This is a genomic window from Pseudomonas sp. B22(2017) (assembly GCF_002113105.1).
Classification (GTDB): domain Bacteria; phylum Pseudomonadota; class Gammaproteobacteria; order Pseudomonadales; family Pseudomonadaceae; genus Aquipseudomonas; species Aquipseudomonas asiatica.
The window spans coordinates 144710-168224 of record NZ_NEJN01000001.1; the positions used below are offsets into that span (position 1 = coordinate 144710).

Sequence of the window (23515 nt, forward strand, 5' to 3'; positions counted from 1 at the left end):
GGGGTAGAGGTTGCCGATACAACCTCATATCAAAAGCCCCAGCCACATTGCACCGAGGATGACCAGTTGGCCGGGAACAAGGTATCTCCCGAAGCTGCAGCCGCCGCTACCGAGGGACAGAATGCATTTGGTCAAGGTGTTGCCGGTCAGGGCGACGGTGATGATCAGCGCTGTGAAGAGATCGAAGGCACCATCGCCCTGATGCGCTGTTGAAGTGCCTTGGTCGCTGCGCCAGGGCGCAAGCAACAAAGTGCCGTAAACCACCGTACCCACGGTACCGAGCCCGATCGAGGCCACGAAAGGCTTCAACAGGTGTCGGTCGACGATGCCTAGCACCAGGGCGAATTGCGCGATGCTGGCGAGGTTCGACAGTACGGCAGCGGCGGCCAAGGGCCTCACGGCTGTGACTTGCCGACGTGCCTCATGGGCAAGCAGCGCAATGGTTGCCGTGCCGGAGGCGAAACCGGAGGCGATCGCGCTCAGGGGCAAGCCGTAGCGTGGGCCCACCAGACGCATTGCGATTCGCCCCAGTGCACCGACGGTCATCAGCAGGACGACCAGCGTACAGATGGTGCGAGGGTTGAGTGCGCCATACGGCCCCATGAACCTGTCCGGTGTCAACGGCAGCACCACCAGCGCTACCGTCAGCAGCATCAAACCATCGCGCAGCTCTTCCTCGCTCAGCTGCTGGAGCACGAAATGGTGCAGCTCGCGGCGCAGTGCCAGCAGCACGGTCAGCACCACGCCGACCGCCGTGGCAAGTTCTGGCTCGTCCGTGGCTGACATTTACCGCGTCGAGCATGGCGCCTTCGGGGTGTCCTTGGGGCTGACTTCCGCGCCGCCTTGCTCAAGGGCTATCAAGGCTGGCAGATCGAGTATCTCGACAAGCCTGCCACGCATGCTGACGATGCCCAGCGCGCGCATGCGGGCGACTGAGCGACACACGGTTTCCAGGCGCAGGCCCAGGTACGAAGCCATGTCTTCCCGGGACATGCGCAGCATGAAGCCGTGGGCAGAGTAGCCGCGGCTGACGAAGCGCTGTGACAACCCAACCAGGAAGCTTGCCAGGCGCTGTTCGGCGGTGAGGTTGCACAGCATCAGCACCCGCTCATGCTCACGCACGATTTCTCGGCTCATCAAACGGTTCAGGCTTTGCTGCAGGACGGGAAAGTCACGCGCCAATGCCTGCAGCCGGCGATAGGGGACAGGGCACACCTCGCTGTCTTCCAGGGCAATGGCATCGCATACGTGATGTTCGGTGGCGATGGCGTCGAGCCCAAGTACATCGCCCGGCATCCAGAAATTGATCACCACGCCCTGGCCTTCGGCGCTGTTCAGGCTGGTCTTGAAGCTGCCACAGCGCACGGCATAAAGCGTCGTCAGCGGATCGTTGGCGTTGAACAGCGCGGCGCCTTTGCGAATACGCATGCGCGGGCCGATCAGTGCGCCCAGGCAACTGTTGTCATGCACGGGCAGACCGGTGGGCAGGCACAGCCCGCTGACACGGCACTCTGTGCACAGGGTCGTCAGCGGTTTCAGGTGAATCGGGGTTGCCGGGCTCGACGCTGCAGGTTGGTCGAGCAAGGTCACTTTCAGTAGGCCAGTCATTTTCAGGCCTCCTTCGGGCATCGGAGACCTGCCTGGGCTGCCATCCCTGCATTGGCTTTGCCAACGCTGCCCATACCTGGGCGTGGTGACCAGTCGGCGAGCATGTCCCGCGAGTGGGGCGCGTTGAGGCGCGCATTCAACCGGTCGACAAAGGCTTGCGCTTCGGTGGACGTAACGAAGCTCACCCGGCAGTCGTCCATGCGGACCCACCAGCGGTTCTGCTGAGGGCTATTTTCGACGTAGATGTTCATGGAAGCCTCCAAAAGCATGCATGAGCAAACCAACTGCAAATCCATGCGAAAACGAAGGCATCCCTGCCGGCAACAGGGGTGTTCAGGGTGTGATTGCCATTTTCATCGCGCTATCGCGCTGGTTGGCGAACGACCATAGGCGACGTTCGATGGTTTTCATGAGCGCCATGGCACGCCTCCGGGGCATTCGATGATTGTTGTTGGTGTAGGGTCAGATTGCGCCGTTAACGGCCAGGAGCTTTGACCAGCATCAAATTTTCGCCCAGCGGGCGTTGCCGTTTGTCCGCCCAGTGGTTCAGTTGATAAACATCAAATCCGCCAGGTGCGGGTGATGGATGATCCAGAAACACTTCCCAACCGCTGAGGTGCGCCATGGACAACCCGCAAAGACTCTTGCTGATCGCCTCGCCCCTGATGCGGCGCACCCCGGTCTACGACCGTGCGGCTGCGCTGGCCAAGGCCAAGGGCATGGCCCTGCATATCGTTGCTTTCGACTATCTCGAAGGCCTTGCCACGGCGGGCCTGGTCAACGACCAGGCACTGGCTGTGATGCGTGAAGGTTATGTACAGCAACACCGTGGATGGCTTGAAACCCAAGCGCTTTCGATGCGCCGTAACGGGGTCACGGTCACCACCGAAGTGGTATGGGTGCAGCATCCGCTGGACGAGATCCTCGTCCACCTGCGCGAGCAGCCGTTCGCCATGCTGATCAAAGCTTTCGAGCATGAACCCTGGTGGGCGCGGGCGATGTTCACCTCGCTCGACATTCAGTTGCTGCGGGAAACCCGCATCCCCCTGCACCTGGTGCATCAGGCCAGCCACGCGCTGCCGCGCAAGATTCTGGCTGCCGTGGACCTGTCCCGCCCCGAGGACCAGTTTGAGGGGTTCAACGACCAGATCATCAGTGAAGCGCTGAAACTGGCATTACAGTGCAACGCCCAGATCGAACTGCTATATGCCTACGACCTGGGGTCCATGTACCTGGACTCAGGCGGCAGCCGCGAGCATTCGTTTCTGTTCGACTCCAACCTCGCCCAGACACTGCACGAGGCGCAAAGCGAGGCATTTCAGGCACTGGCCGAACGTAACGGTATCGCCGCCGAACACCGCCACCTGCGGCTGGGAGACCCGGCCAAGGTGTTGGCGCTGTTCATGGAGAACAATGATATCGATGTGCTGGTCATGGGCAGTTACCACCATCGCGGCATTGGCTGGTTCATCGGTAGCACTGCGGAGCGGGTATTGCATCGGTTGTCCAGCAGCGTGCTGGTGATATCACCAGAGCATTCCCAAGGCTGAGAGACAAGGCCCGAAAGGGCCTTGCTTTCAGGCGTGAAGATCGAGTTCGTGAAGGATTTCGCTGACATCGCCACCCAGGTAGCGGGAGGTGAACCCCAGGGTCTTGGTAAGCCGGTGCATGGCGTAGTTGTTCGCCAGGTCCCTGGAGATCATGCAGTGGAAGCCATTGCGCTTCGCGGCCGCGATCAGGTGCTGCATCAGCAGCCGGCCCAGCCCCTTGCGTTGCCATTCTTCATTTACGGCTACCGCGCATTCGCACTGGAGGCTGCCGGGAACACTGGCATACCGGCTGACCCCGATCTGGCGCAACTGGCCATCTGCATGGACCAGGGCAACGTAGGCTTCGCACTGGTGATGATCCACTGGCATATGCTGCGCATCCAGGCTCGGCACACCGCCACTGAGCCCGGCAATGAAGCGGAAACGCCGGGCCTCGTAGGCGATCGTGCTGAGAAAGCGGCGGTCCCTTTCGCGGTCTTCCTCGCGCAGGGGGCGGATCAGTACGGCAGAGCCATCAGAAAGCTTGTCGATCCAATGCTCGCACGCGTCTGGCTTTTCAGTCTGCTGCCTGTTCATGTCGCCTCCCGGTCACCTGGTCGATGCTTGCCAGAGCTGTTGTACCGTGCTGGGCGGCGCCGGTTCTGACAATCGTCAAGTTCCGGCTCGGATGGTGGTTTTCTGATCTGCATCAAGCGCGAACAGGCCTGCTTTCGGACAATCGCCTACATCATCACGCCAGCCGCGCAAGCCCGGAGGTTCGCCATGGGTCAATATCGACAACTGCTGGTGCTGCTCACCGAGCTCGATCCGCATTCGGCCGCGCTGCGCCGGGCCCTGGCGCTGGCGCATGTCAGTGGTGCCAGTGTGCATGTACTGGGCTTGTTCGAACCGACGCAGGAGCACCTGCTGCGCGAAGAGCGATTGAACGAGGCCGATATCCAGCGTCAGTTCGACCACTACGGTTTGCGGCCGGCGGGGTTGGTCGAGCGTCACCGTGGCAGCGGCATCGCTCTGACGGTCGACACCTTGCAGGCAGATGACATCCGCAGCCAGGCCATCGACTACATCAGCGAACTGCACCCCGATATGGTCATCAAGGACAGCGAAGTGACGCCAACCATGGTGCGCCTGTTCAGCACGCCCCTGGATTGCGCGTTGATGCGGGGCTTGAAGGGCATCACGCACTTCGTACCGGAGGCGGCGGTGTCGCTGCCCCGGCGCGTGCTGGTCGCCGTGGACACCTCCTTCAGCGAAACCCCCGAGGACCAGGCGTCCTTCAACCGCAGGCTGATTCGTGCCGCGCAGGCGCTGGCACTGCAATGTGATGCACAGCTGCACCTGCTCTCGGCCTACAACCTGGCGGGCGTGTTCGCCTCGGACATGAACGTTACCCAGGCGTGGATCGATGAGATGCGCAATGCCTTGAAGGAGCCGTTCGACACCTTGGCGGATGCCGAGGGGGTCCCGGCCGATTGCCGCCACTTCCTGGAAGGTGGCCCGGTTCAGGTGATTCGCGAGCAAGTCGCTGTGCTGGATATCGACGCCGTGGTCATGGGCGTCGTGCAACCAAAGGGCCTGGACAAACTGCTCGGCGACACCACAGAACGCATCGTCAGCCGCCCGCCGTGCAGCGTCCTTGCGGTTCACCCTCAAGCGGCCGAAACCTTGGAGCCCTAGCCATGCAACTGACATTCCTCGGTGGTACCGGCACCGTGACGGGCAGCAAGTTCCTGTTGACCCGCGACAGCAGCCGCGTGCTGATCGACTGCGGGCTGTTCCAAGGCTACAAGCAACTGCGCCTGCGCAACTGGGAACCGTTATCGGCGGCGCTGCGCGCGCTCGATACCGTGGTGCTGACCCACGCCCACCTCGACCATAGCGGTTATCTTCCGGTGCTCGCGAAGGAAGGCTATACCGGGCCGATCTACGCAACACCGGCCACCTGTGCCTTGGCCGAAATCCTGTTGCTCGACAGTGCCCGGCTGCAAGAAGAGCAGGCAGAGCATGCCAACCGGCACGGCTACTCGAAGCATTCGCCGGCACGCCCGCTTTACACCGAACAGGATGCAAAGCGTGCCTTGGCATTGTTGCGCCCTGTGGAGTTGCATCACCCGACCATGATTGCGCCAGGGATGGAGCTGCTGTTGCGCACGGCTGGGCACATACTCGGCGCGGCGACGATACAGATCAAGGTCGACGGCCAGACCTTGGTCTTCTCTGGCGACCTGGGCCGGCCACAAGACCCGATCATGCGCGCGCCGGAACTGATCAGGACGGCAGACGTGCTGCTGGTGGAGTCCACCTATGGCGATCGCCAGCATCCAAGCGAATCGACCGAGCAGTTTCTGGCCCAGGTCATCAACCAGACTCTCCTGCGCCACGGCATCACCTTGGTGCCCTCATTCGCGGTTGGCCGGGCCCAGTTGCTGATGTATTACCTGTACAAGCTCAAGCGCGATGGCCTGATACCGGACATTCCGGTCTACCTCAACAGCCCGATGGCCACAGACGCAACCACCCTTTACCAGCAGTTCCGGAGCGAGCATCGCCTGACGTTGGCGGAATGCGCCGACATGTGCAGGGGCACGCATATTATTCGTACCGTCGATGAATCCCGGCATCTGGATCAGCTGCGTGAGCCCGCGGTCATTATCGCCGCCAGTGGCATGGCGACCGGTGGACGAGTCTTGCACCATCTCAAGGCGCTGGCCCCCAACCCACGCAACAGCATTCTATTCTCTGGTTTCCAGGCCGGTGGTACGCGCGGTGCCGACATCGTCGCCGGTGCGCGCAGTGTCCGCCTGCACGGTGAAGACGTGCCTATCCGGGCCCAGGTGCATGCGATGGATAATCTCTCTGCGCACGCCGATGCCGACGAGATCATGGAGTGGTTGCGCGGTTTCGCCCGCCCGCCACGCCAGACCTATGTCATCCATGGTGAGCCGCATGCCGCCGACACGTTGCGGCGGCGGATCAGCATCGAGCTCGGTTGGCAGGTGTACGTACCCGAGTACCACGAAACGGTTGCTATTGACCCAGTGCGCTAGCCTGGGCCGGGAGGCTGTCATGGATACACAAGCAAGGGCGAAACTCCGGGCCTGGATGCATCGGCCACGGGGTAGCCTGGGGTTTATCGTGGCAATCTTCGCACTGCTCGTCGTGGTCGCTGCCTACCGGTCGTTGAACCCGAACTGGCGCCTGCCGATGCAACATCCACTTATGCTGCTGGCCTTGCTCGCCTTGTGCGTGGCGTTGGGGTGGGTGGTGCAGCGGGGCGTGAAACGCACGGTAGGCAAGACCATATTCAACGGCCAGGCCACGGGCTGGCAGGCTCGGCTTGCCTTCCTGCGCTCGGTAACCCAGGAGTCGAACGTGCTCTTGGGCATGTTGCTGTTCCTGGCGTTGCTCGCTGGCGGCACGGTTTGGCTAGCGGGGCGCTCGGTGGACCGAATCGTGGAGAATTGCACAGACAGCCTGCAGGCCCGGGTGAACACCCCTGAGGATGAAAAGCTCACGGCATTGGTCGGCAAGCCGGTGTGTACCTGCCTGGCGCAAACGTTTCTGGACCGTAATGGGGTGATACGCCTGGCCTTGTTCGAAACGCCGATGCGGGAAGTGAGCGCATACAAGGCGTTGACGGCAGACGATGAACAGCGCTGCCTCGAGCAGTTCGACCTGCTGCCTGAAGAGGCCCGGGCGACGCTGCCTTGAATGGCAGTAGTGCTTGCCAGTAGCTGAAACGACAGGCGCCCGTCGCGGCGCGGGAGGTTTCCATGTCGCATGATCTTGCTCCTTGTTCATGGATACCTCCTTGTGCGGATAGGGCCGGAGGTCGTGGGCTTGCAGCGGGCGGGGCAGCACGGTGGCTGCCCCAGGCGCTGGCGCAGCGGCGCTTCAGGTCAGGTTGAGGCGATGGATGACCTGGGCCGGATCATCCGGATCGGTAGTGGTGGTGAATCCTGCCGCCTTGGCCAGGTCGCGCATCGCCAGGTTGGCGGCTGAGTCGATCGAGTACATCTGCCGCAGGCCCTTTGCCCGGGCATGATCGGTCAGGTGCTTGAGCAGCAGGCGGCCCAGGCCATGGTGCTGCCAGCTGTCGAGTACTGTCACGGCGCATTCGCATTCATCCTTGCCGGCAATGGCGGCATAACGCGATATGCCCACCTCCTGCAGCTCGCCGTCCACATGGGCGAGGGCGACATAAGCGGCTTGTCGGTCCTGGTCGACCGCCATCAACTGGTCGAGCATCGCCTCACCGGGCTCTTTGATCTGGCACAGCAAGCGAAAATGCCGCGACTGCGGTGACAGCCGTTCGATGAAGGCCCTCTCGCGCTCCCGGTCCTTGGCTTGCAGCGGCCTGATCAGTACATGGGTGCCATTGTCGAGGGCTTCGATCCAATGTTCGCCCGCAGGCTTGGGAAACGAGGGCGCGGTATGTTGACGGGAAGTATCAGCAGAAGCCATGGCAGTATCCTCGTGTGATTGAGATGGGGCGGTTGGGCGCTTGAATTTGCACTCCAGTTAATGCCATTGATGTTTTATTTCCAGCCATTGACTGTTTGAAAGCCATTTGTCTGCAGCTGGAAAGAATATGTTTTCCTCCGACTCCATGTGGTCGTAATATTTTTCGATATAGTCATCGACAGTGTCAGCGATTACTTTCGTGTCTTTTGTCGTAGCCGCTAATGTCTTCAATTGCCCAGCAATGCGCGCAAATGCCTGGTGATCTCGCTCGATATCCAGGATCCGCGGGTGGATCGGCGCCTCCGTGGCCAGCAAGGCTCGCCGAATGATTTCTTCATTCTCATGGTGGTGCCGCTCTGCATTGCTGTGCAAGGCCTCCAACATTTCGAACAAAAGCTTACAGTCATCAGTGGCATCGGGTTCATGCTTTAGCTTTTTCAGCAACTTCCTGATCTGGCTTATCTTATTGCCCATGTCATGATGATAGGCGTGAAGTTCGTTCAGTAAGGTATTCATGACACATCCTCTTCACGTTACCAGACAATGCAGATTTATAAGGCCCAGGGGCCTTCAGACAGGAACACGGGTTGAAGGCTGTCTAAGTCGAGCATGAGGGCAGCGCACTGGCCTGACTTGATCTTGATCAAGCTTTAGTGGGGCACAGCCATGACCCTTGGTCAGTTGCCTCAGAAACTTCGGGCGAAGCGGCTAGCGTTTATAGAGCCCGCAAGAAAAAGCGGAGACATCGTCATGTCAGGCCCTGAAGATATGGGTATAAAGCCCCAGGTAAAGTGCCTTGCGTGCTCTTTGAGCCGACTTTGCCTGCCCGCCAGCCTAAGCGTCGATGAAGTGGAAAAGCTGGAGCGTATCATTCGCCGTAACCGCCCTTTGAAGAGGGGCGAGTATCTGTTCAAGGCCGATGAGCCCATGGAGCATGTGTTTGCCCTGCGCTCAGGGGTCATCAAGAATTTTCTGATTGATACCGAGGGCAACGAGCGGGTCACCGGCTTCGTTCTGCCGGGCGAAATCTTGGGGCTGGACGCTATCGGGGCAAGTCATTATCGGAGCTATGCGTTGGCGCTGGACGTTTCGCTGGTCTGCTCGATCCGGCTGGACCAGTTGGTTGATCTGTCGGGGCAGATACCCGGATTGCGCTATCAACTGTTGCACATGCTCAGCCTGGGTATTCAAGGCAAGGACGAACACCTGCGCTGCTGCCACGGGCGAGCCGAGCAGCGCCTTTCGCTTTTCCTGTTGGGCATGGCGGCGCGTTATCAAGAAAGAGGTTTGCGTGCAGACGTCCTTAATCTGCCCATGTCGCGAGGAGATATCGCAAACTACCTGGACCTTACCCTGGAAACTGTCTCCCGGCTGTTCAGCCGGTTCAATCAGGCTGGGCTCCTGCAATGCGTTGGCCGGGAAGTCCGACTCATCGATCAACAAGGCCTGCTCAAGCTCAGTCGGATGGAGGAGCCGAATTGAGGGCCTCGAGAATCCTGTCATAACGTTGCACAGGCCCATTCAGAGGAAATTGACAATTCCAGGATGGACGCGACACATGGTCTGCCCGCAACCAGATACGCTGTATCGGGACCCCTTTTTGCCAACAGATGCGCGCGGCATGCCTTGCCACCAAGGATGGCGCGCAGCAGTAGACAGTGTCCGGCTTGAAATCCTCCAGCTGTTCAGTCAGTTGACTCCAAACGCTTCTGCTGTTGCGCGGCACCGAGGTAAACGCTGAGATCCATGGCTTACATTCAGCGGGCAGGTGCTCCTGCTCAAAGCTTTCGTGCAACAGCCTCACCTCTACCCAAGGTAGCCAACAGCGAACCTCATCCAGTGTGCAAAGTAGCGCCAAAACCCCCTCACCGTGAGTGATAGCCAGCAGTCGCACACTCTGCAAGGGCACCGGCCATGCGCTGCCCAGAGGGCCTGAGTACTCGAGCAGATCTCCGACCTTCAATGCCAGGACGCTGCGGGTGGCGACAATGAACCGACCTGCTGCGCCAGGCATGCTGATGTAGTTGCAGGTCCAGCGCTGGGTTTGATTCGTCAGTTGGCAATACTGGCCTGGCATCGCCTCGCTGCGTTGCGGGTTGCACAGCATCAGGCGAAGGTACTGTATGCCGGGCCCCGGCAATGTTTCCAGCAAACGGACACACTCACTGTCATCCTGGTCCATATGCGCCTCGAACAGGTTTGGGCGGGCCACGTTCCATATAAGCTAAGCCCCTGCGATGGCAACACTTTGATCAGGATCAAACCGACAGAGGATGGTGGCCGCATCCTGATTGATAAAGGTCAAACGGGGGCTTGCCTGCCAGCGCAATATCGAGGCGTCTCCCAGGGAGGCATTACTTATTAGAGGAGGTCGCCATGTCCGAAACAGCGAAGAAAGTACCTGTCACTTCCGCAACCACCCAACCTGCCAAGGCTACGCCACCAAGTACCGAGGCATCGGACCTGTGGCGCCCATTCCAGCAGTTGCGGCGTCAGATCGACAGCCTGTTCGACGATTTCGGTCGCCGGCCATTGCGCATGCCGTTCAGCCATACCCCGTTCGATGTCGAGCCATTCTGGCGCCGTGAACTGTTCAGCCATGGCATGCCGGCGATGGATATCAGCGAACTGGCCGATGAGTTTCGCATCAGCGCCGAACTGCCTGGAGTGGACGACAAGGACATCGAGATCAAGCTGGTCAATGGCAACGTTGTGATCCGCGGCGAGAAACAGGAAGAGGTTGACGAAAAACGCAAGGAGTACCACCTTTCAGAGCGTCACTACGGCAGCTTCGAGCGGGTCTTCCAGTTGCCCCGTGAAGTCGACGCTGAAAAGATCACTGCCCAGTTTGCCAAGGGCGTGCTGCTGGTGCACTTGCCCAAACGCGCCGAAGCGATTCACCCTGAAAAAGTGATTCCCATCACCAAATGAGCGACCCGGCCGCGTTCAGGAGCATGGACGCTCCCTTCTCGTGTTACAGCGCAACGGTGCTCCAACCAACTGCCCCAGGTGACCTTCGCAAGCCGTCTGTTTGTGGCACTGGACGCCACACCCAGACGCCTGAACAGGCGCTATTTGGCTTTCCAGTATTTCTGCATTTCGAGGAACAGGAACGACGCGGTCCAGGTGATCAGCACCAGGCCTGTCAACGCTTGCAGGCCGGTGAGGTACTTCAGATGGCCGTTAGGCGCTATGTCGCCAAAGCCTATCGTGGTGTAGGTGGTGAAGGAAAAGTACACGCAATCCAGGAAGCTGCCGTCGAAGTTGCCACTGAGCGTGCCCCAGCCTTCGGCGTGAATCATCCGGTAATACACCAGGGCGAAACACCAGACCTCCAGCGCATGAGCCAGCAGCGCGCCGAATACGCCTGCGACGATCCGGAATCGGTTCCACAGTTTCAACCGCGGTAGCCAGTCGTTCAGGCGCAGCAGGCATTCGTAGTGGATGATCACCACCAGGATCACCACCAGCATGTTGATCAATGTGACGGTGAGCATGGTCGGTACTCGGACTGGATCGGAGTGTCATTTGGCCGCATCGACCAGATTATAGGTGGCAGGGTCCTTGGCCACCGGCAGCAGCGCCGGGAATTCTTCCGGGGTGATGGTTTCCCTGGCCAACAACAGGCGTGCCCCAGTGTCCAGGTCGGCGCGTCGTTGCTCGAGCAAGGTCCGGGCACGGGCGTAAGCGTTTTCCACCAGGCCTCGAATACCCAGGTCGATTTCGCGCGCGGTCTGCTCTGAGTAGTCCTTGCGCTCCTGGCGCAACAACGATTCGCCCAGGTAACTGGCCTGTTGGCGCTCCAGCACTGCCTGGCCCAGTTCCGTGCTCATGCCGAATCGGGTGATCAACTGGCGGGCGATGTCGGTGGCGCGTCCCAGGTCGTCGGCAGCCCCGGTGGACACCTGGCCGAATACCAGGCTTTCGGCGGCTCGTCCGGCCATCAGCACGACGATCCGGTCGCGGAGCATCTGCGCGCTGATCAGGTAGCGGTCATCGGTCGGCCGTTGCAGGGTGAACCCCAGCGAGCCAGCGGCCCTGGGGATGATCGACACCTTGTGCACCGGGTCCATCGCCGGCAGGCTGCTTGCGGCCAGCGCGTGGCCCATCTCATGGTACGCCACGACCTGGCGTTCATCGTCGCGCAGCACGTTGCCCTTGCGCTCCACGCCTGCCACCAGGCGCTCGACGGCAGCGGTGAAGTCCTGCAGCTCGACCCATTGGCTGGCACGTCGGGTGGCGACGATGGCGGCTTCGTTCACCAGGTTGGCCAGGTCGGCGCCGGTCAGGCCGGGGGTGATGTCGGCGATGCGTTCGCAGTCCAGGTCGTTCTTGTAGACGATCTTGTGCAGGTGCACCTTGAGGATCGCCAGGCGACCCTTGCGGTCAGGCCGGTCGATCAGGATCTGCCGGTCGAACCGTCCGGCTCGCAGCAGCGCGGGGTCCAGTATCTCAGGGCGGTTGGTCGCCGCCAGCAGCACGACGCCTTCGCGTGGGTCGAAGCCATCCAGTTCGGCCAGCAGTTGATTGAGCGTCTGTTCCTTCTCGTCATTGCCACCCAGGCTGCCGATGCCACGCATCTTGCCCAGGGCGTCCAGTTCGTCGATGAAAATGATGCAGGGCGCGGCGCGTCGGGCCTGGTCGAACAGGTCGCGCACGCGCGCCGCGCCCACGCCGACGAACATCTCGACGAACTCGGACCCGGAGATCGAGAAAAAGGGTACCGCCGCTTCGCCGGCGATCGCCTTGGCCACCAGGGTCTTGCCGGTGCCCGGCGGGCCGACCAGCAATGTGCCCTTGGGCACATGCGCCCCCAGACGGGCATAGAACGCCTGGTTCTTGAGGAAGGACACCACTTCGGTGAGTTCGCCCTTGACGTCGTCTATGCCCGCCACATCGGCGAAGGTGACCTTGATGTCACGCTCGACGTAGACCCGGGCGCGCGACTTCCCCACACCCATCAGACCGCCCAGGCCTTGTTTATCGGTTACCCCACGAAACAGGAAGAACTACAGTGCCAGCATCATTATCAGCGGCATGAGCCAACCCACCATGGCAGCCAGGTTGCTGTCCTCGGCTACTCCGGTGAAGGTCACGCCCGTGCGGCCCAGTTGCTCGCTCAGTTGCGGGTCGATCCGCACCGTGGAGAACATCGAGCGGCCTGCGATGGGTTCCTGCAGCTTGCCCAGGATACGGTCGTGTTCGACCCGAAGGTCGCTGACCTTTTGCTGCTCCAGCAATTGCAGGAACTGGCTATAGGAGATGGTCTGCACGGCCGCACGGTCGAATAGGCCGAACTGAATGGCGGCGAGCACGGAAAGCCCGATCGCCAGCAAGTACAGCTTCCAGGGCTGATCTTTGTTCATGACCATATCTCGTGGTGGGCAGCCGGGTCAGGCGATCAACAAGTAGTCTTCGACCTTGCTCACGTCCAGGCAGCGCGCTCGACCAATTTCCGTTCGCGAAGCAAATGCACCTTGGCTTCCAGCCCACCGTTGACGGTGTCGCGCAAATCAAGGTCGTTCGGGTGGTCTTCGCTATCCGTTGGAAAGGTGGGCTGAGATGTTCTCAGCCCATGTTTTTACCCCCCAGCGGTATTACGTGATTGACAAAGGTCAAAACCGGCGCGCTATCGCACGCTGGGCGAGATTGATAAATGTCAGGCTGCGCTGAGTGGCGATGCCGATACTGAGGGTGTCTTGGGCATGCGCGAGGGCACCAACATGCAACGCTATCTGCTTGCCGGATTGTCCAGTCTGCTGCTGGCATCGGCTTCGGGCTGTACCCCTTGGCACGCTGAAGAATACGACGCGCGCCTGGAGTCGGCCGAGAACAACGCGGCTACGTCAACGCCTTGCGTGCGCTGGGCCCCTTGACGGCCGGGCGACGCAGCGGGCTTGCCGTCGAGGACCTGGATCGGTTGCAGGATGAGCATCGGCAACTCGACGGGTTGCTGACGGAGCTGAGCCAGATGGCCTGCGATTTCGCCAAACGCCCCATCGAGCAGGCGCGGGACGACCTGGGCAAACTGGTCACCGGCCTGCATGACCTTCTGGAGCGCCACGAGCGCGATGACGAGCGTCGTTTGTATCCGCTGCTGAGCCGCTTCATGCAGGGCGAAGATCCGCTCTCGGCGATGAGCCATACCCACCGGGAAATCTTCCGCCTCATCCATCTTCTTTCCTGCATGAGCCAGGATTTCAACCGGGCGGCAGCGAGCCCGAGCCGTGATGACATCCAGCACCAGCTGATACGCCTGGACACCTTGGCCAAGTTGCATTTCGACCAGGAAGAAGCCCTTTACCGGTATTTGGATCACCGCTGAGAGCATTCAGCGCCTGACAGGGTTGATAAAAATCAAGCGTTCAACTCCCCCCGAGGCAACCATGACCGATATCCCGGAAAAGCCAGTACCTTTGATGCAACCCCCGATCCCGATCATTGGAGGCTACCATGAGCCACTATCAACGCCTGTTGCTGATCCTGCGCCCGGCACTGTGCCAGTCCTGTGCCTTGGAACAGGCTGCCGCCCTGGCCAGGTCAAGTTCGGCAAGCCTGCACATAGTGGGTTTGCTGGAGTCGCTGGACAAGCTCAGGTTCCTGGAGACAGGTGACCCTCGGAGCGAGCGGCAGGCTTACCTGCAATCCCAGCAAGACCAGCTCGAGGCCCAGGCCAAGGTGCTACGAGCCTCGGGTGTGCAAGTGACGACGGAAGTCGCCTGGAGCAGCGATCTGCAGGCGGATATTCTCGAACATGCCCTGGAGATGCAGCCGGATGTACTGCTCAAGCAGGTCGAGCACGAGCCGGTGCTCAAGCGGGCCTTCTTTACCCCGTTGGACTGGCAGTTGCTGCGCCATTGCCCGATCCCGGTCTACCTGTTGGGCGCCGCCAGACCGGCCTTGCCTCGCCAGATCGTCGCGGCGGTGGACGTGGCCGATCAATCGCCCGAGGGCCAGGCGCGCAATAACAGCATCGTCCAGCAGGCCAATGCGCTGGCCTTGCAGACCGGCGCGCAACTGGACCTGCTGTTCGCCTGTGACCTGACCATGGCCTACATGGGCGACATGGGATATGGCGCCTGGGCCATTGGCGACGTCGGCGAGTCCTTGCGCCATGCCCTGGAGGACGATTTCAAGGCGCTGGCCGACCGCTACGGTGCGCCGGCCGAACGCAGGCACTTCCTGCTGGGCCGCCCGGTCGCGGTGCTGAGTGAATATGTCGAGACCCACCCGGTGGACGTGATCGTCATGGGCAGGCCGCTTGCCCGTGGGCTGGACCGACTGTTCGGCAGCACCACGGAGCATGTGTTGTACCAGATACCCTGCAATATCCTGGCGGTGTAGGGCCATGCCTGGGGTTCATGCGCCCCAGCCCCGGCGGTTGGCAAGCAACTCGGCGACCAGGGCGCTGGTATCGACGATATCCAGCTGCTGCAGGCATCGCACGGGCAGGCGAAAGGGCGCGATGCTGTCGGCCACCAGTACCCGTTCGAATACCCCGCTGTCGAATAGCTCGCCACCAGTGGTGAACAGGCCATGGGTGGCAGCGGCCAGCATGCGGCTGGCTCCGGCCTGCCGGCAGGCCTGGGCTGCGCGCAGCAGCGTCTGCCCCGTGCTGATCAGGTCGTCGAACACGATGACAGTGCTACTTGCCACGTCACCCACCAGGTGTTCGCCGCTCAGGCCCGCCTGCTGGCGGTGCTTTTCCATCATGGCCACAGATACCGGGCGCCCGAGCAGGTCCGCCAGAACCTGGCGAAACTGCTCGGCGCGTTTGATGCCGCCAATATCCGGCGACACGACCGTGACTGTCTGCTCACCGAGCAGCGGGGCCAGGTGTTGGGCGAACAGCTCGGTGCATTGCAGGTTCCAGCTCGGGATTCGGTAGGCGTTGTCGAAGGCGCTGGGGTTGTGTACGTCCAGCGCCACCACGCGGTCGACACCGATGCTTTCCATCAGGCAAGCCACATGGCGGGTGATGGTCGCATCCTGAAACTCCACCTTGCGGTCCTTGCGGCCATAACACAGGTAAGGCGTGACTGCTGTCACCTGGCTGGCACCGGCGTCCTTGAGCGCACCACAGAAGAACAGCAACCGGCACAGCTTGTCGTGTGCGCTTTGGTGCGCGTCGCCATAGAGCGAGTGAAAGACGATGACCGATCGACCGTCGACCGATTCGCCAGGCCAGCATTTGTGTTCTCCATCCTCGTAGTCACGCTCTTCATGTGCTGACAGTGTCCAGCCCAGGCGTTGCGCCACGGCATTCCCATAGGCCTGGCTGCCTCGCAGGGCGAACAGTAACGGCGGTGTGTCATTCATGCCCTGCGCTCCATTGGTCGTACATAGCAACATAAGCTGAGTTGGACTGTGGGGTTTGACGTTTATCAAGTCGAGCATAGCCAGCAGGCGGACACTGGGCAGTGTCAGAGCATGCCAAGGTCTGCGCACCTATACCCTGCACGGAGAGTGGAGAAGGTGAAACCAGGCAGGTGATGGTTCAACCGTGGATCGCCAGAATGCTGGAGTGAACCTTGTACAGGGTTTGCTCTGTAGTACTGCCAACGACCTTGCTCACCCCCTCGTGGTAGAGCGTACCCATCACCACCACATCGAAGCCATGCTTGTTCGCGTAGTCGCTGACCACGTTACGGGCAGCGCCTCGCACCAGGTGCAGATTATCTGGCTTGATGCCGTAGCGGCCGCCGAACGTCGCCATGCGCTCGCGCGCGCGACCAGATATTTCCTCTACCAGCCTGTCAGTCCAGGCCACGGGTGCGGCGGCATAGGCAACGAAGCTGGTGCTGGGTTCATAGGCCTGCAGCAGGTGCAGTTGCGCCTTGCATCGCTGTGCCAGTGCCTGTGCCGATTGCAGGATGTGGTCGTTGAGCCTGTCGATCACCGGGTCGTGCTCGACAAGATCCACGGCGACAAGGATGCGCGCTGGCAGCTTGGTTTCAGCCTGGGCCACCAGATGCATCGGGATCGGGCAACCGCGCAGCAGTTGCCAGTCCAAGGGGGTGAGCAGGGCACGGCTCAAGGCGGTTTCGTGCCTGATGTCCTTGATTACCATCTCCACCCGGTGCAGTTGGGCCAGCCGGATCAAGTCCTTGAGCGGGTCTTCATCGTCCAGTGTCTCGGCGTAGGCGGTAATGCCCAGTTCGCCCAGCGCCTTCACCTGGTCGGCGAGCCAAGCCTTGCGGTGCTCGGCGTCCTGCTTGCGGGCATTACTGCGCAGCACCTGGTCCAGGGTGGCCAGGCGTGAGGGCAGTTGACTGAGCACCACCAGGTGCAAGGTGGCGCCTGCCGTACTGGCCAGCGCCTGAGCACGCGTCAAGGCAGGCGAGGGGTGCAGGTCTGGATGGCAGATCAGTAGCAGTCGCGAGTAAGCGTTCATGATGGCCTCCACGGCGATGGCAGCCTCGATGAAGGCCCACCGGTACAGGCCAAGGGTGACGCACTGGGGCTTGATGGCCTTGATATTTATCAAGATTGGCTGAGCGGCAGCTTCGATAATGACAGCGGTGCGGCACCCCATATTCGCGCCAGGAGGTGGCTGATGAGCCCGTACCGCCGGATTCTTCTGGTCATGACCAAGGTCCAGGCCCATGCCGCGATGCATCGGGCCATGGCATTGGCTCGAGCGTCAGGTGCCTTGTTGCACGTACTGGGCATCCACACCACCACTGAGCCTGGCCTGCCCGAGCCAGGGCAGCAAGCTTCACAACCTTCAGCCGCGTTCGCGCACTTCAGTGCCGGGCTCAAGGCATTGCTCGACGAGCAGGCGCCCGCAGGGTTGCACACCACCTTCGAAGCGCTGGAAAGCTCCATGGCGCGTGACCTCGTACCGGCATGTATTGCACGCTTTGCGCCTGACTTGGTGATCAAGGGGCTCCCCGCCAGTCCGGTACCTGGCCTGAACGACAAATCCTCGGTTGACCATGTGTTGCTGCATACCAGTAAGGTGCCATTGCTGCTCGTGCCTGCCGAGGCCAGGGCCATGCCCGCGAACATACTGGTGGCCGTGGATGTGGCCAAGGCGGACCTTGCGCAGCAAGCGCTGAACCACGCACTGGTGGAGGCAGGCCGGCAACTGGCGAGCCCATGCAACGGCCAGGTCCATCTGCTGTCGGTTTACGATCTGCCGTTGGCCATGCTGGCCAATCCCGACATGGCAGCGCCATGGGCGGAGCAAGTGCGCGAGTCACTCCAGCTACCATTCGATGAACTGGCCGATATCCATGGCATTCCCTATGCGCAGCGCTACTTTATCGAAGGTGCGCCGCTGTGCGTCATTCAGTCTCTCGTCCCCACGCTGAAGGTCGATGTGGTGGTGGTCGGCGTGGTGCAGCCCAGACGTTGGGCCAAGCTGATCGGCGATACTACCGAACGGCTCGTCAATCATGCCCCGTGCAGCGTTCTGACAGTCAGGCCCCCGTCAGCCGATTGATTCAGGCGGTGTCGCCGGCTCGGCCGTGGCGAATCACTTCCACGCTGAAATCCGCTTCGAAAGGCGGCACATGACATTCGACGATGTCCTGCTCGGCGACTTGCAGGTGTATGCCCACGATGTGTGCATGCACGGGTTGGCGGCAGGCGTGACGGTCAACGAGCACCGCGCTGAGTACCCGTCGCGCCCCAATCTCAGCCAGGTAAGCGCAGGTGCGCAGCAGGGAGTGCCCTTCGTACAGCACGTCATCGACCACCAGCAAGGTGGTTTCGGCCAGATTCAGGTTGGCCAGCTCAGGGTTCTCGGTGAGCTGCGTATGGGCATGCAGGAGGCTGAGGTCGTCGGCGTAGCGCTTGACCTTGATCGGGTAGAGCGGCAGTGGCGCGGCAGTTCCGGTCAGTTGCTGCAAGTGCAGTTGCAGGCGCCGCGCCAAAGGCTCACCTCGGCGTTGAATTCCCACCAGTACCAGGGGCTGCGCAGGCATCAGCGCCAGGGCCTGATACGCCATTGTACGCAGCACGCTATCGAGATCTTGTTCGTCATACAGGCGAACGCGTGAGGGAGCGGGGCGGTTCATGATTCTTGTCCGTAGCCGGGCAATGTTCATTGGCAAATTACGCTGCCACCGCCAATTGGACTTGATAAAAGCCAAGCACAGGTCAGTTCCATGACGATGCTTGCGGTCGATGTCGAGGGCATTGGGGCTGGCACCGCCCGATGCGCAGCGGTCTTGCAGGTTAATGACTTCAACTGTTGACCTTAGATAACTTCTGCCGCCTTTGGGATCGCCGCGCCACGGACGCAGTGGTAGCGTTTGTATACAGTCGTGTCGATCACGGTGGGTTGTCATGTGCTCAGTTACGCCGCAACCGGAGCCTGCCGCTGCGCCTGCTGGCGATCGGCTTGCCGCTGTCCCTGGTCGCCGGTTGGCTAGCTGCGTGGCTGATGTTTCCACGCATGCCCTGGCTGGAAATGGCCCTGTTGTCGACAATCCTGGCCCCCACCGATGCTGATGGTGGGAGGGTTGTTGCGTCTTTCGCAGCGCCGCTGCCTGCAGGTGGAGTCATGGCAACAACTGGTAATGCCCGCCCTGGCGTTGCTGAGTTTCGCCAGTGCCCAGGCAATGGGCGGAAGCGGTTTCATCGCGGCATTCTGCGCAGGATTGCTTACGGGGTACCTGTTCAATCGGGAAACGCAACTGCTGCTCAAGACCGGCGAATCCTGCGGTGAAGCGCTTTCGCTGCTGACCTGGGTGGTGTTCGGTGCCTACGCTGCGCCCAAGGCCTCGCAAATCCTGTCGCCCTCGGTATGGTTCTACGCGCTGCTGAGCCTGTCGCTGGTGCGTATGGTGCCTGTCTGGGTCAGCCTTGCCGGGAGCGAACTGACTGCCGATAGCCGTCTGTTCATTGGCTGGTTCGGGCCGCGTGGTCTAGCGTCTATCGTTTTCGCTGTGCTGGTACTCGATGCACGGTTGCAAGAGGGCAGCACGATCATCGCCACGACTATCGCTTGCGTCGTGCTCAGCGAGGTATTGCACGGCATAAGCGCTGCACCTGGGGCCCGTCGGTTGGGACGCAGCGTTGGAAAGTGACGATCGGTTCTTCGACAGGCTTTCGCGGAGGTTGCCGCCATGCGTGAAAAAGCAAAGAAAATGGGCCTGGTCGGACTGACGACACTGGTCACGGTGAACATGATGGGGTCCGGCATCATCATGCTGCCGGCGAGCATGGCGCAGATCGGCGCTGTCTCGCTGTTGTCCTGGGTGATCACGGCCATAGGCTCGATGGCTATCGCCTACTGTTTCGCGCAATGCGGCATCTACTGCACGCAATCGGGTGGCATGTCTGCCTACAGTGAACAAGCCCATGGCAAGTCTGCTTTCTTTCTGTGCTCCTACCTTTACTTTCTGTCACTGATGATTGGCAACGTGGCCATCGCCATTTCCGCCGTGGGCTACCTCACGCCTTTCATACCCTGGCTTGGCAGTGGCGGCGGGCCGCTACTGGCAGGAGCGGTGACGTTGATCTGGTTTACCACCTTGTCCAACCTGGGTGGCGCCGAGGTTACCGGTCGTATTGGCGCGGTCAGCGTGTGGGGTGTCATCGTCCCGGTTGCCGGCTTGAGCTTGATCGGCTGGTACTGGTTCAGCCTCGCAACCTTCCAGGACGCCTGGAACCCAGGTCAAATGCCGGTGGCTCAGGCCATAACCAACAGCATTCCACTGACCTTGTGGGCGTTTCTGGGTATGGAATCAGCTGCGCAGAACTCCGACGCGGTGGAAAATCCGAAGCGCAATGTGCCTCTGGCATGCTTGCTCGGCACCCTTGGCGCGGCGGTGATCTATATCCTCTCGACCAGTGTCATCCAGGGCATCGTGCCGAATCCGGAGCTTGCCAACGCCAGCGCGCCCTTCGCCATGGTCTATGCACAGATGTTCAACGACTCCGTCGGCAACGTGATCATGGCATTGGCGGTGATCGCTTGCGTCGGTTCGTTGCTTGGCTGGCAGTTCACCTTGGCTGAAACCGCCAGGGTCACCGCCGGGCAGGGGCTTTTCCCAACGCTGTTTACACGCACCACGGCCCGTGGCGTGCCACTGGCGGGCATGCTGACCTGCGCGGTGCTGCAGAGCCTCATTGCCCTGTCGACGCTCTCGCCCAATGCCAGCGCCCAGTTCAGCAAACTGGTGAACCTGGCTGCCGTGACCAACATCATCCCCTACATCACCTCGCTGACCGGGCTGTTGGTGATCATGTACAAGGCCCAGGTACAGGCAGCCATTTTTCGCCGTAACAGCGCAATCATGGTGGTCGCGGTTTGCTATTGCTTCTACGCACTGTACGCCTCGGGCCTGGAAGCCGTATTCGGTGCGGCACTGATCATGGCGCTGGGTTACCTGCTGTTCGGCTTCATTGCCAAACGTTTCGTCAAGGCGCTGGACATGATCGGAGGTGCGCCATGAAGCGCGGATCGAAAGTGACCGGTTGGTTTCTTGTCAGTTTGCTGTCGTGCGCGTCAGCGGACAGCACCGTCGCCGCTGCCGACACGTTGGGCCGGTTACGCCAGGAGCAGGTGCTGAACCTCGGATTCATGGAGGGGTTCGCACCCTTCTCATCAGGCAGCGATCAGGCTCCGGAGGGGTATTCCATCGACCTTTGCCAAGCAGTCGTCGCACGTATTCGGGAATTGCCAGGGCTCGCTGGCTTGCAGGTGCGCTGGCACTCACTGGCAGAGCCAGAGGCTGTTCGGGCCGTGGGCAACGGGCAGGTCGACCTGCTGTGTACACCTATTGTGGAAACCAAAACCAGACGAGGCACGTTGGATTTTTCCATTCCGGTGTTTACCTCCGGCCTCGCGGCTTTGGTCAGGCGCGATGCACCTGCCAGCTTGCTCAGCCCCCTCAGCGGTAGCACGGACAATACCGGCCCGCGCTGGCGCGCGACGATCAATGCAGGGCTGAGCAAGCACAGTTTCGCCGTATTGCGTGGCACCTTGAGCAGCCGCTGGGCCCATGAGCGGATTCGCCAGCTTGGCTTGCAATCCACGCTCGAGGAAGTGTCGACGTACGAGGAGGGGGTGCAACGGGTGGCCGACCGCAAGGTCGACGCATTCCTCGGAGACAGGGTGGTCCTGCTGGCCCACCAGGCCCGGCAAGCCGAACGCGACCAGCTGTGGGTTCCGGATCACCTGTTCGTCATGAGCCGGGTGGCGTTGTCGATGCCAAGGGGAGATGCAGATTTTCGCTTGTTGGTGGATACCGCCTTGAGTCAGGCCCTTTCGGGGCCGCAAGGTGAGGCGCTGTTCGTTCGCTACCTAGGTCCACAGTCCGCACAGGACCTCTTGCTGCAAAGCCTGTATCCGCTGCCGGACTAGTTGGCGGGGATGGTGATGACTGGTGTTTCCGGCGCGACGCCGGTTTCGCAAGGGACAAGAGCACAAGGATGAACAGAAACTCGGACTTGGAGCCATGCGCTGACCTTGATTGGCAAATTCGCTCTTGCCGGCATAGGGCGCCAGCACTGATGGGCAGGCTTCCTTGAATTGCAGCAGCAGCGGATGGTTTTCAGCCGAAAAGAACAAGCCAACGAAGCAGAACGTGCCCACGCTGCCGATGCCTACGGCTTTTACTGCAAAGTCCTCGAGGCGATAACGGTCGTAGAGAAATCTGCGCTCGGGTAGCAATGAGCTGCGGTAATCCTCAAGAGCCAGCTTCACGCGCTTGGCAAAACCGGCTTCATGGATATGGAACAGGATTGGCGGCTGGTCGACCAAGCGCCGCCTACCGCCCACTTCATCACTGATCTGGGGATACAGGTAGTCCCCAATGCGCGTCCTGGCCCTGGCTATCAACTCTTGCCGCGCTTTGCGGTATTTCATGCTGGCGAACAAAGTGGCGAATACGCCTACGAAGAAGATGTACCAGCCGATCGGGCCGAAGAACAGTTCTAACGCCTTGCCCGGGTCGCCGAGCGTTTTCACCTCGATGCCGTTGGGCTGCAGGATTTCCGCGCCGACGATCCAGATCGCCAGGTTGATGACGATAGCGACGAATACCGCAAACAGCAGGTCGTTGCGCATGATGCCTCTGGTGCTTGCGGGCACGGTTATATCCCACTTTTGGAACTATCGTGCTGTTTCAAGTAATCGATTTTGTCATTTTACGATCCCTCTCCAAGCACCATTGAACTGCATAAATCAAAGGTTCCAGGGCGCGTCGGGATTTCTCGCAAAAAGCGATGATGGCACGTTGACTCTCCCCTTAGGGGGAGACTTTAGACTCCCGGCCCTCGATATATCTGGCCTGAAAACAGCATTTTTTGGCCCGATGAATTTATTCATTCAATGCGGCTTTTGTAGGGAAACAATCAATGAACAATCCCTTGGAATTGGACAGCGTTATCAGCAGTACACAGGAGATTCTTGCGCAGTTGCTGGTGTTGGACCGGGCCGACGTGGCAGAGCACAGCAGTATCGTTGACGACCTCGGCGCCGACTCGCTGGATATCGTCGACCTGAGCTTCCAGCTGGGCCGTCAGTACGGTTGCACCTTGCCGAAAACCAGCGTGCTGGATCACGCGGTAGCGGTGTTCGGCGACGCCACCCGGTTTGTCGAAAAAGGCCGAATCACGCAGGACGGCGTGGCCTTGCTGGAACAGAGCCTCAGCGCTTATGTGCCGGGCCAGTTGCACGCGGGCATGCAGCCGGGCGATGTCTTCTCGGCCACCACCGTGCGTAACTGGGCGCAGCAATGCCATAACGTTTTCAACTACCTCCCCGAGACCTGCCCTGAGTGTGGCGCGGTGCATGCCCAACTCAATGAACGCAAACAAGTGGTGTGTGGCGGTTGCAGTGCTCGTCTGACCCCTCTGGACGGTGACTCGATCTCGCGTCTGTTGGTTGAGCAGTACGCAGCCACCCAGTTGAAGGCTTCGGTGTAGGGGTTGCC

At 60.8% G+C, this 23515-nt stretch carries 23 protein-coding genes and 3 pseudogenes; 13 read left to right on the forward strand and 13 right to left on the reverse strand.

The annotated features are described in order from the left end of the window. Positions 1–24: 24 nt before the first annotated feature. The 3 genes from CAG18_RS00735 to CAG18_RS00745 are packed head-to-tail and all read right to left on the reverse strand — an operon-like array spanning position 25 to position 1859. Complete coding sequence (locus CAG18_RS00735) at positions 25–741, reverse strand: DUF4010 domain-containing protein (RefSeq protein WP_256573326.1); 717 nt, start codon at positions 739–741, stop codon at positions 25–27. Between the two features lie 45 nt (positions 742–786). Beyond that, complete coding sequence (locus tag CAG18_RS00740; protein WP_015270120.1) at positions 787–1608, reverse strand: helix-turn-helix domain-containing protein; 822 nt, start codon at positions 1606–1608, stop codon at positions 787–789. A 2-nt stretch (positions 1609–1610) separates the two neighbouring features. Then, complete coding sequence (locus CAG18_RS00745) at positions 1611–1859, reverse strand: hypothetical protein (protein WP_241523222.1); 249 nt, start codon at positions 1857–1859, stop codon at positions 1611–1613. A gap of 372 nt (positions 1860–2231) precedes the next feature. On the opposite strand from CAG18_RS00745, the gene CAG18_RS00750 reads away from it, so the two are divergent. Next, positions 2232–3158 carry a universal stress protein gene (locus CAG18_RS00750; RefSeq protein WP_047932520.1) on the forward strand — a complete coding sequence of 309 codons (927 nt, stop codon included), beginning with the start codon at positions 2232–2234 and terminating at the stop codon, positions 3156–3158. A 27-nt stretch (positions 3159–3185) separates the two neighbouring features. Here the strand turns inward: CAG18_RS00750 and CAG18_RS00755 are convergent, their stop codons facing one another. Beyond that, the gene (locus CAG18_RS00755; protein ID WP_085719816.1) at positions 3186–3734 is read right to left on the reverse strand and encodes a GNAT family N-acetyltransferase; all 549 of its coding nucleotides are present in this window, start codon (positions 3732–3734) and stop codon (positions 3186–3188) included. Positions 3735–3920: 186 nt separating this feature from the next. Between CAG18_RS00755 and CAG18_RS00760 the strand changes: the two genes are divergently transcribed. From CAG18_RS00760 to CAG18_RS00770, 3 genes are read left to right on the forward strand one after another with little or no spacing between them, the layout of a single operon-like run. Beyond that, positions 3921–4835, forward strand: a complete 915-nt coding sequence (locus CAG18_RS00760) for a universal stress protein (protein ID WP_085719818.1) — start codon at positions 3921–3923, stop codon at positions 4833–4835. A 2-nt stretch (positions 4836–4837) separates the two neighbouring features. Then, the gene (locus CAG18_RS00765) at positions 4838–6205 is read left to right on the forward strand and encodes an MBL fold metallo-hydrolase RNA specificity domain-containing protein (RefSeq protein WP_085719820.1); all 1368 of its coding nucleotides are present in this window, start codon (positions 4838–4840) and stop codon (positions 6203–6205) included. A 55-nt stretch (positions 6206–6260) separates the two neighbouring features. Then, entirely contained in the window at positions 6261–6869 is a 609-nt protein-coding gene (locus tag CAG18_RS00770) for a hypothetical protein (RefSeq protein WP_043935573.1), read from the forward strand. 183 nt (positions 6870–7052) lie between these two features. On the opposite strand, the gene CAG18_RS00775 is transcribed toward CAG18_RS00770, so the two are convergent. Together CAG18_RS00775 and CAG18_RS00780 are read right to left on the reverse strand one after the other, a co-directional pair. Further along, positions 7053–7622, reverse strand: a complete 570-nt coding sequence (locus tag CAG18_RS00775; RefSeq protein WP_085719822.1) for a GNAT family N-acetyltransferase — start codon at positions 7620–7622, stop codon at positions 7053–7055. Positions 7623–7679: 57 nt separating this feature from the next. Beyond that, positions 7680–8138 carry a hemerythrin domain-containing protein gene (locus CAG18_RS00780; RefSeq protein WP_085719824.1) on the reverse strand — a complete coding sequence of 153 codons (459 nt, stop codon included), beginning with the start codon at positions 8136–8138 and terminating at the stop codon, positions 7680–7682. 234 nt (positions 8139–8372) lie between these two features. Between CAG18_RS00780 and CAG18_RS00785 the strand changes: the two genes are divergently transcribed. Continuing rightward, the gene (locus tag CAG18_RS00785; RefSeq protein WP_024086875.1) at positions 8373–9104 is read left to right on the forward strand and encodes a helix-turn-helix domain-containing protein; all 732 of its coding nucleotides are present in this window, start codon (positions 8373–8375) and stop codon (positions 9102–9104) included. Here the strand turns inward: CAG18_RS00785 and CAG18_RS00790 are convergent. Then, the gene (locus CAG18_RS00790; RefSeq protein WP_085719826.1) at positions 9079–9804 is read right to left on the reverse strand and encodes a hypothetical protein; all 726 of its coding nucleotides are present in this window, start codon (positions 9802–9804) and stop codon (positions 9079–9081) included. The genes CAG18_RS00785 and CAG18_RS00790 overlap by 26 nt on opposite strands. Positions 9805–9998: 194 nt before the next feature. Here CAG18_RS00790 and CAG18_RS00795 point away from each other — a divergent pair, with 194 nt between their 5' ends. Beyond that, on the forward strand, positions 9999–10553 hold the full coding sequence (locus CAG18_RS00795; protein WP_054572917.1) for an Hsp20/alpha crystallin family protein: 555 nt from the start codon (positions 9999–10001) through the stop codon (positions 10551–10553). Positions 10554–10693: 140 nt separating this feature from the next. On the opposite strand, the gene CAG18_RS00800 is transcribed toward CAG18_RS00795, so the two are convergent. Next, positions 10694–11119: a potassium channel family protein gene (locus tag CAG18_RS00800; RefSeq protein ID WP_085719828.1), complete on the reverse strand. Its 426-nt coding sequence runs from the start codon at positions 11117–11119 to the stop codon at positions 10694–10696. 27 nt (positions 11120–11146) lie between these two features. Further along, positions 11147–12988, reverse strand: a pseudogene (gene ftsH / locus CAG18_RS00805) (ATP-dependent zinc metalloprotease FtsH). 479 nt (positions 12989–13467) lie between these two features. On the opposite strand from ftsH, the pseudogene CAG18_RS00810 reads away from it, so the two are divergent. Both CAG18_RS00810 and CAG18_RS00815 read left to right on the forward strand, forming a co-directional pair. Next, positions 13468–13947 (forward strand): annotated as a pseudogene (locus CAG18_RS00810) (hemerythrin domain-containing protein); the annotation flags it as partial. Positions 13948–14075: 128 nt separating this feature from the next. Then, a complete protein-coding gene (locus CAG18_RS00815; protein WP_023662712.1) occupies positions 14076–14966 on the forward strand; it encodes a universal stress protein in 891 nt (296 codons plus the stop codon). A gap of 15 nt (positions 14967–14981) precedes the next feature. Here CAG18_RS00815 and CAG18_RS00820 read toward each other — a convergent pair whose 3' ends face one another. Then, positions 14982–15941: a ribose-phosphate pyrophosphokinase gene (locus tag CAG18_RS00820; RefSeq protein ID WP_085719830.1), complete on the reverse strand. Its 960-nt coding sequence runs from the start codon at positions 15939–15941 to the stop codon at positions 14982–14984. A gap of 178 nt (positions 15942–16119) precedes the next feature. Beyond that, the gene (locus CAG18_RS00825; RefSeq protein WP_085720411.1) at positions 16120–17109 is read right to left on the reverse strand and encodes a universal stress protein; all 990 of its coding nucleotides are present in this window, start codon (positions 17107–17109) and stop codon (positions 16120–16122) included. A 69-nt stretch (positions 17110–17178) separates the two neighbouring features. Between CAG18_RS00825 and CAG18_RS00830 the strand changes: the two genes are divergently transcribed. Then, a complete protein-coding gene (locus CAG18_RS00830; RefSeq protein ID WP_085719832.1) occupies positions 17179–18069 on the forward strand; it encodes a universal stress protein in 891 nt (296 codons plus the stop codon). Position 18070: 1 nt separating this feature from the next. On the opposite strand, the gene CAG18_RS00835 is transcribed toward CAG18_RS00830, so the two are convergent. Beyond that, positions 18071–18646 (reverse strand): phosphoribosyltransferase family protein, encoded by a 576-nt coding sequence (locus CAG18_RS00835; protein ID WP_085719834.1) that lies wholly within the window; start codon positions 18644–18646, stop codon positions 18071–18073. 429 nt (positions 18647–19075) lie between these two features. On the opposite strand from CAG18_RS00835, the gene CAG18_RS00840 reads away from it, so the two are divergent. Genes CAG18_RS00840 through CAG18_RS00850 form a run of 3 tightly spaced genes read left to right on the forward strand, consistent with a single transcriptional unit; the run spans position 19076 to position 21942 of the window. Continuing rightward, complete coding sequence (locus CAG18_RS00840; RefSeq protein WP_256573327.1) at positions 19076–19660, forward strand: cation:proton antiporter; 585 nt, start codon at positions 19076–19078, stop codon at positions 19658–19660. Between the two features lie 39 nt (positions 19661–19699). Then, positions 19700–21031: a putrescine-ornithine antiporter gene (potE, locus tag CAG18_RS00845; protein ID WP_039612910.1), complete on the forward strand. Its 1332-nt coding sequence runs from the start codon at positions 19700–19702 to the stop codon at positions 21029–21031. Beyond that, positions 21028–21942, forward strand: a complete 915-nt coding sequence (locus tag CAG18_RS00850) for a transporter substrate-binding domain-containing protein (protein WP_085719836.1) — start codon at positions 21028–21030, stop codon at positions 21940–21942. The genes potE and CAG18_RS00850 overlap by 4 nt, the downstream gene beginning before the upstream one ends. A gap of 93 nt (positions 21943–22035) precedes the next feature. Here the strand turns inward: CAG18_RS00850 and CAG18_RS00855 are convergent. Then, a pseudogene (locus CAG18_RS00855) lies at positions 22036–22650 on the reverse strand (DUF2252 family protein); the annotation flags it as partial. Positions 22651–22937: 287 nt separating this feature from the next. Between CAG18_RS00855 and CAG18_RS00860 the strand changes: the two are divergent. Further along, the gene (locus CAG18_RS00860) at positions 22938–23507 is read left to right on the forward strand and encodes an acyl carrier protein (RefSeq protein WP_085719838.1); all 570 of its coding nucleotides are present in this window, start codon (positions 22938–22940) and stop codon (positions 23505–23507) included. Positions 23508–23515: the final 8 nt, after the last annotated feature.

Bases quoted from the DNA above. Each gene is read 5' to 3' on its own strand.
- CAG18_RS00740 (WP_015270120.1), bottom strand. From the start codon at position 1,608: ATGACTGGCCTACTGAAAGTGACCTTGCTCGACCAACCTGCAGCGTCG.
- CAG18_RS00745 (WP_241523222.1), bottom strand. From the start codon at position 1,859: ATGAACATCTACGTCGAAAATAGCCCTCAGCAGAACCGCTGGTGGGTC.
- CAG18_RS00750 (WP_047932520.1), top strand. From the start codon at position 2,232: ATGGACAACCCGCAAAGACTCTTGCTGATCGCCTCGCCCCTGATGCGG.
- CAG18_RS00755 (WP_085719816.1), bottom strand. From the start codon at position 3,734: ATGAACAGGCAGCAGACTGAAAAGCCAGACGCGTGCGAGCATTGGATC.
- CAG18_RS00760 (WP_085719818.1), top strand. From the start codon at position 3,921: ATGGGTCAATATCGACAACTGCTGGTGCTGCTCACCGAGCTCGATCCG.
- CAG18_RS00765 (WP_085719820.1), top strand. From the start codon at position 4,838: ATGCAACTGACATTCCTCGGTGGTACCGGCACCGTGACGGGCAGCAAG.
- CAG18_RS00770 (WP_043935573.1), top strand. From the start codon at position 6,261: ATGCATCGGCCACGGGGTAGCCTGGGGTTTATCGTGGCAATCTTCGCA.
- CAG18_RS00775 (WP_085719822.1), bottom strand. From the start codon at position 7,622: ATGGCTTCTGCTGATACTTCCCGTCAACATACCGCGCCCTCGTTTCCC.
- CAG18_RS00780 (WP_085719824.1), bottom strand. From the start codon at position 8,138: ATGAATACCTTACTGAACGAACTTCACGCCTATCATCATGACATGGGC.
- CAG18_RS00785 (WP_024086875.1), top strand. From the start codon at position 8,373: ATGTCAGGCCCTGAAGATATGGGTATAAAGCCCCAGGTAAAGTGCCTT.
- CAG18_RS00790 (WP_085719826.1), bottom strand. From the start codon at position 9,804: ATGGACCAGGATGACAGTGAGTGTGTCCGTTTGCTGGAAACATTGCCG.
- CAG18_RS00795 (WP_054572917.1), top strand. From the start codon at position 9,999: ATGTCCGAAACAGCGAAGAAAGTACCTGTCACTTCCGCAACCACCCAA.
- CAG18_RS00800 (WP_085719828.1), bottom strand. From the start codon at position 11,119: ATGCTCACCGTCACATTGATCAACATGCTGGTGGTGATCCTGGTGGTG.
- CAG18_RS00815 (WP_023662712.1), top strand. From the start codon at position 14,076: ATGAGCCACTATCAACGCCTGTTGCTGATCCTGCGCCCGGCACTGTGC.
- CAG18_RS00820 (WP_085719830.1), bottom strand. From the start codon at position 15,941: ATGAATGACACACCGCCGTTACTGTTCGCCCTGCGAGGCAGCCAGGCC.
- CAG18_RS00830 (WP_085719832.1), top strand. From the start codon at position 17,179: ATGAGCCCGTACCGCCGGATTCTTCTGGTCATGACCAAGGTCCAGGCC.
- CAG18_RS00835 (WP_085719834.1), bottom strand. From the start codon at position 18,646: ATGAACCGCCCCGCTCCCTCACGCGTTCGCCTGTATGACGAACAAGAT.
- CAG18_RS00840 (WP_256573327.1), top strand. From the start codon at position 19,076: ATGCTGATGGTGGGAGGGTTGTTGCGTCTTTCGCAGCGCCGCTGCCTG.
- potE (WP_039612910.1), top strand. From the start codon at position 19,700: ATGCGTGAAAAAGCAAAGAAAATGGGCCTGGTCGGACTGACGACACTG.
- CAG18_RS00850 (WP_085719836.1), top strand. From the start codon at position 21,028: ATGAAGCGCGGATCGAAAGTGACCGGTTGGTTTCTTGTCAGTTTGCTG.
- CAG18_RS00860 (WP_085719838.1), top strand. From the start codon at position 22,938: ATGAACAATCCCTTGGAATTGGACAGCGTTATCAGCAGTACACAGGAG.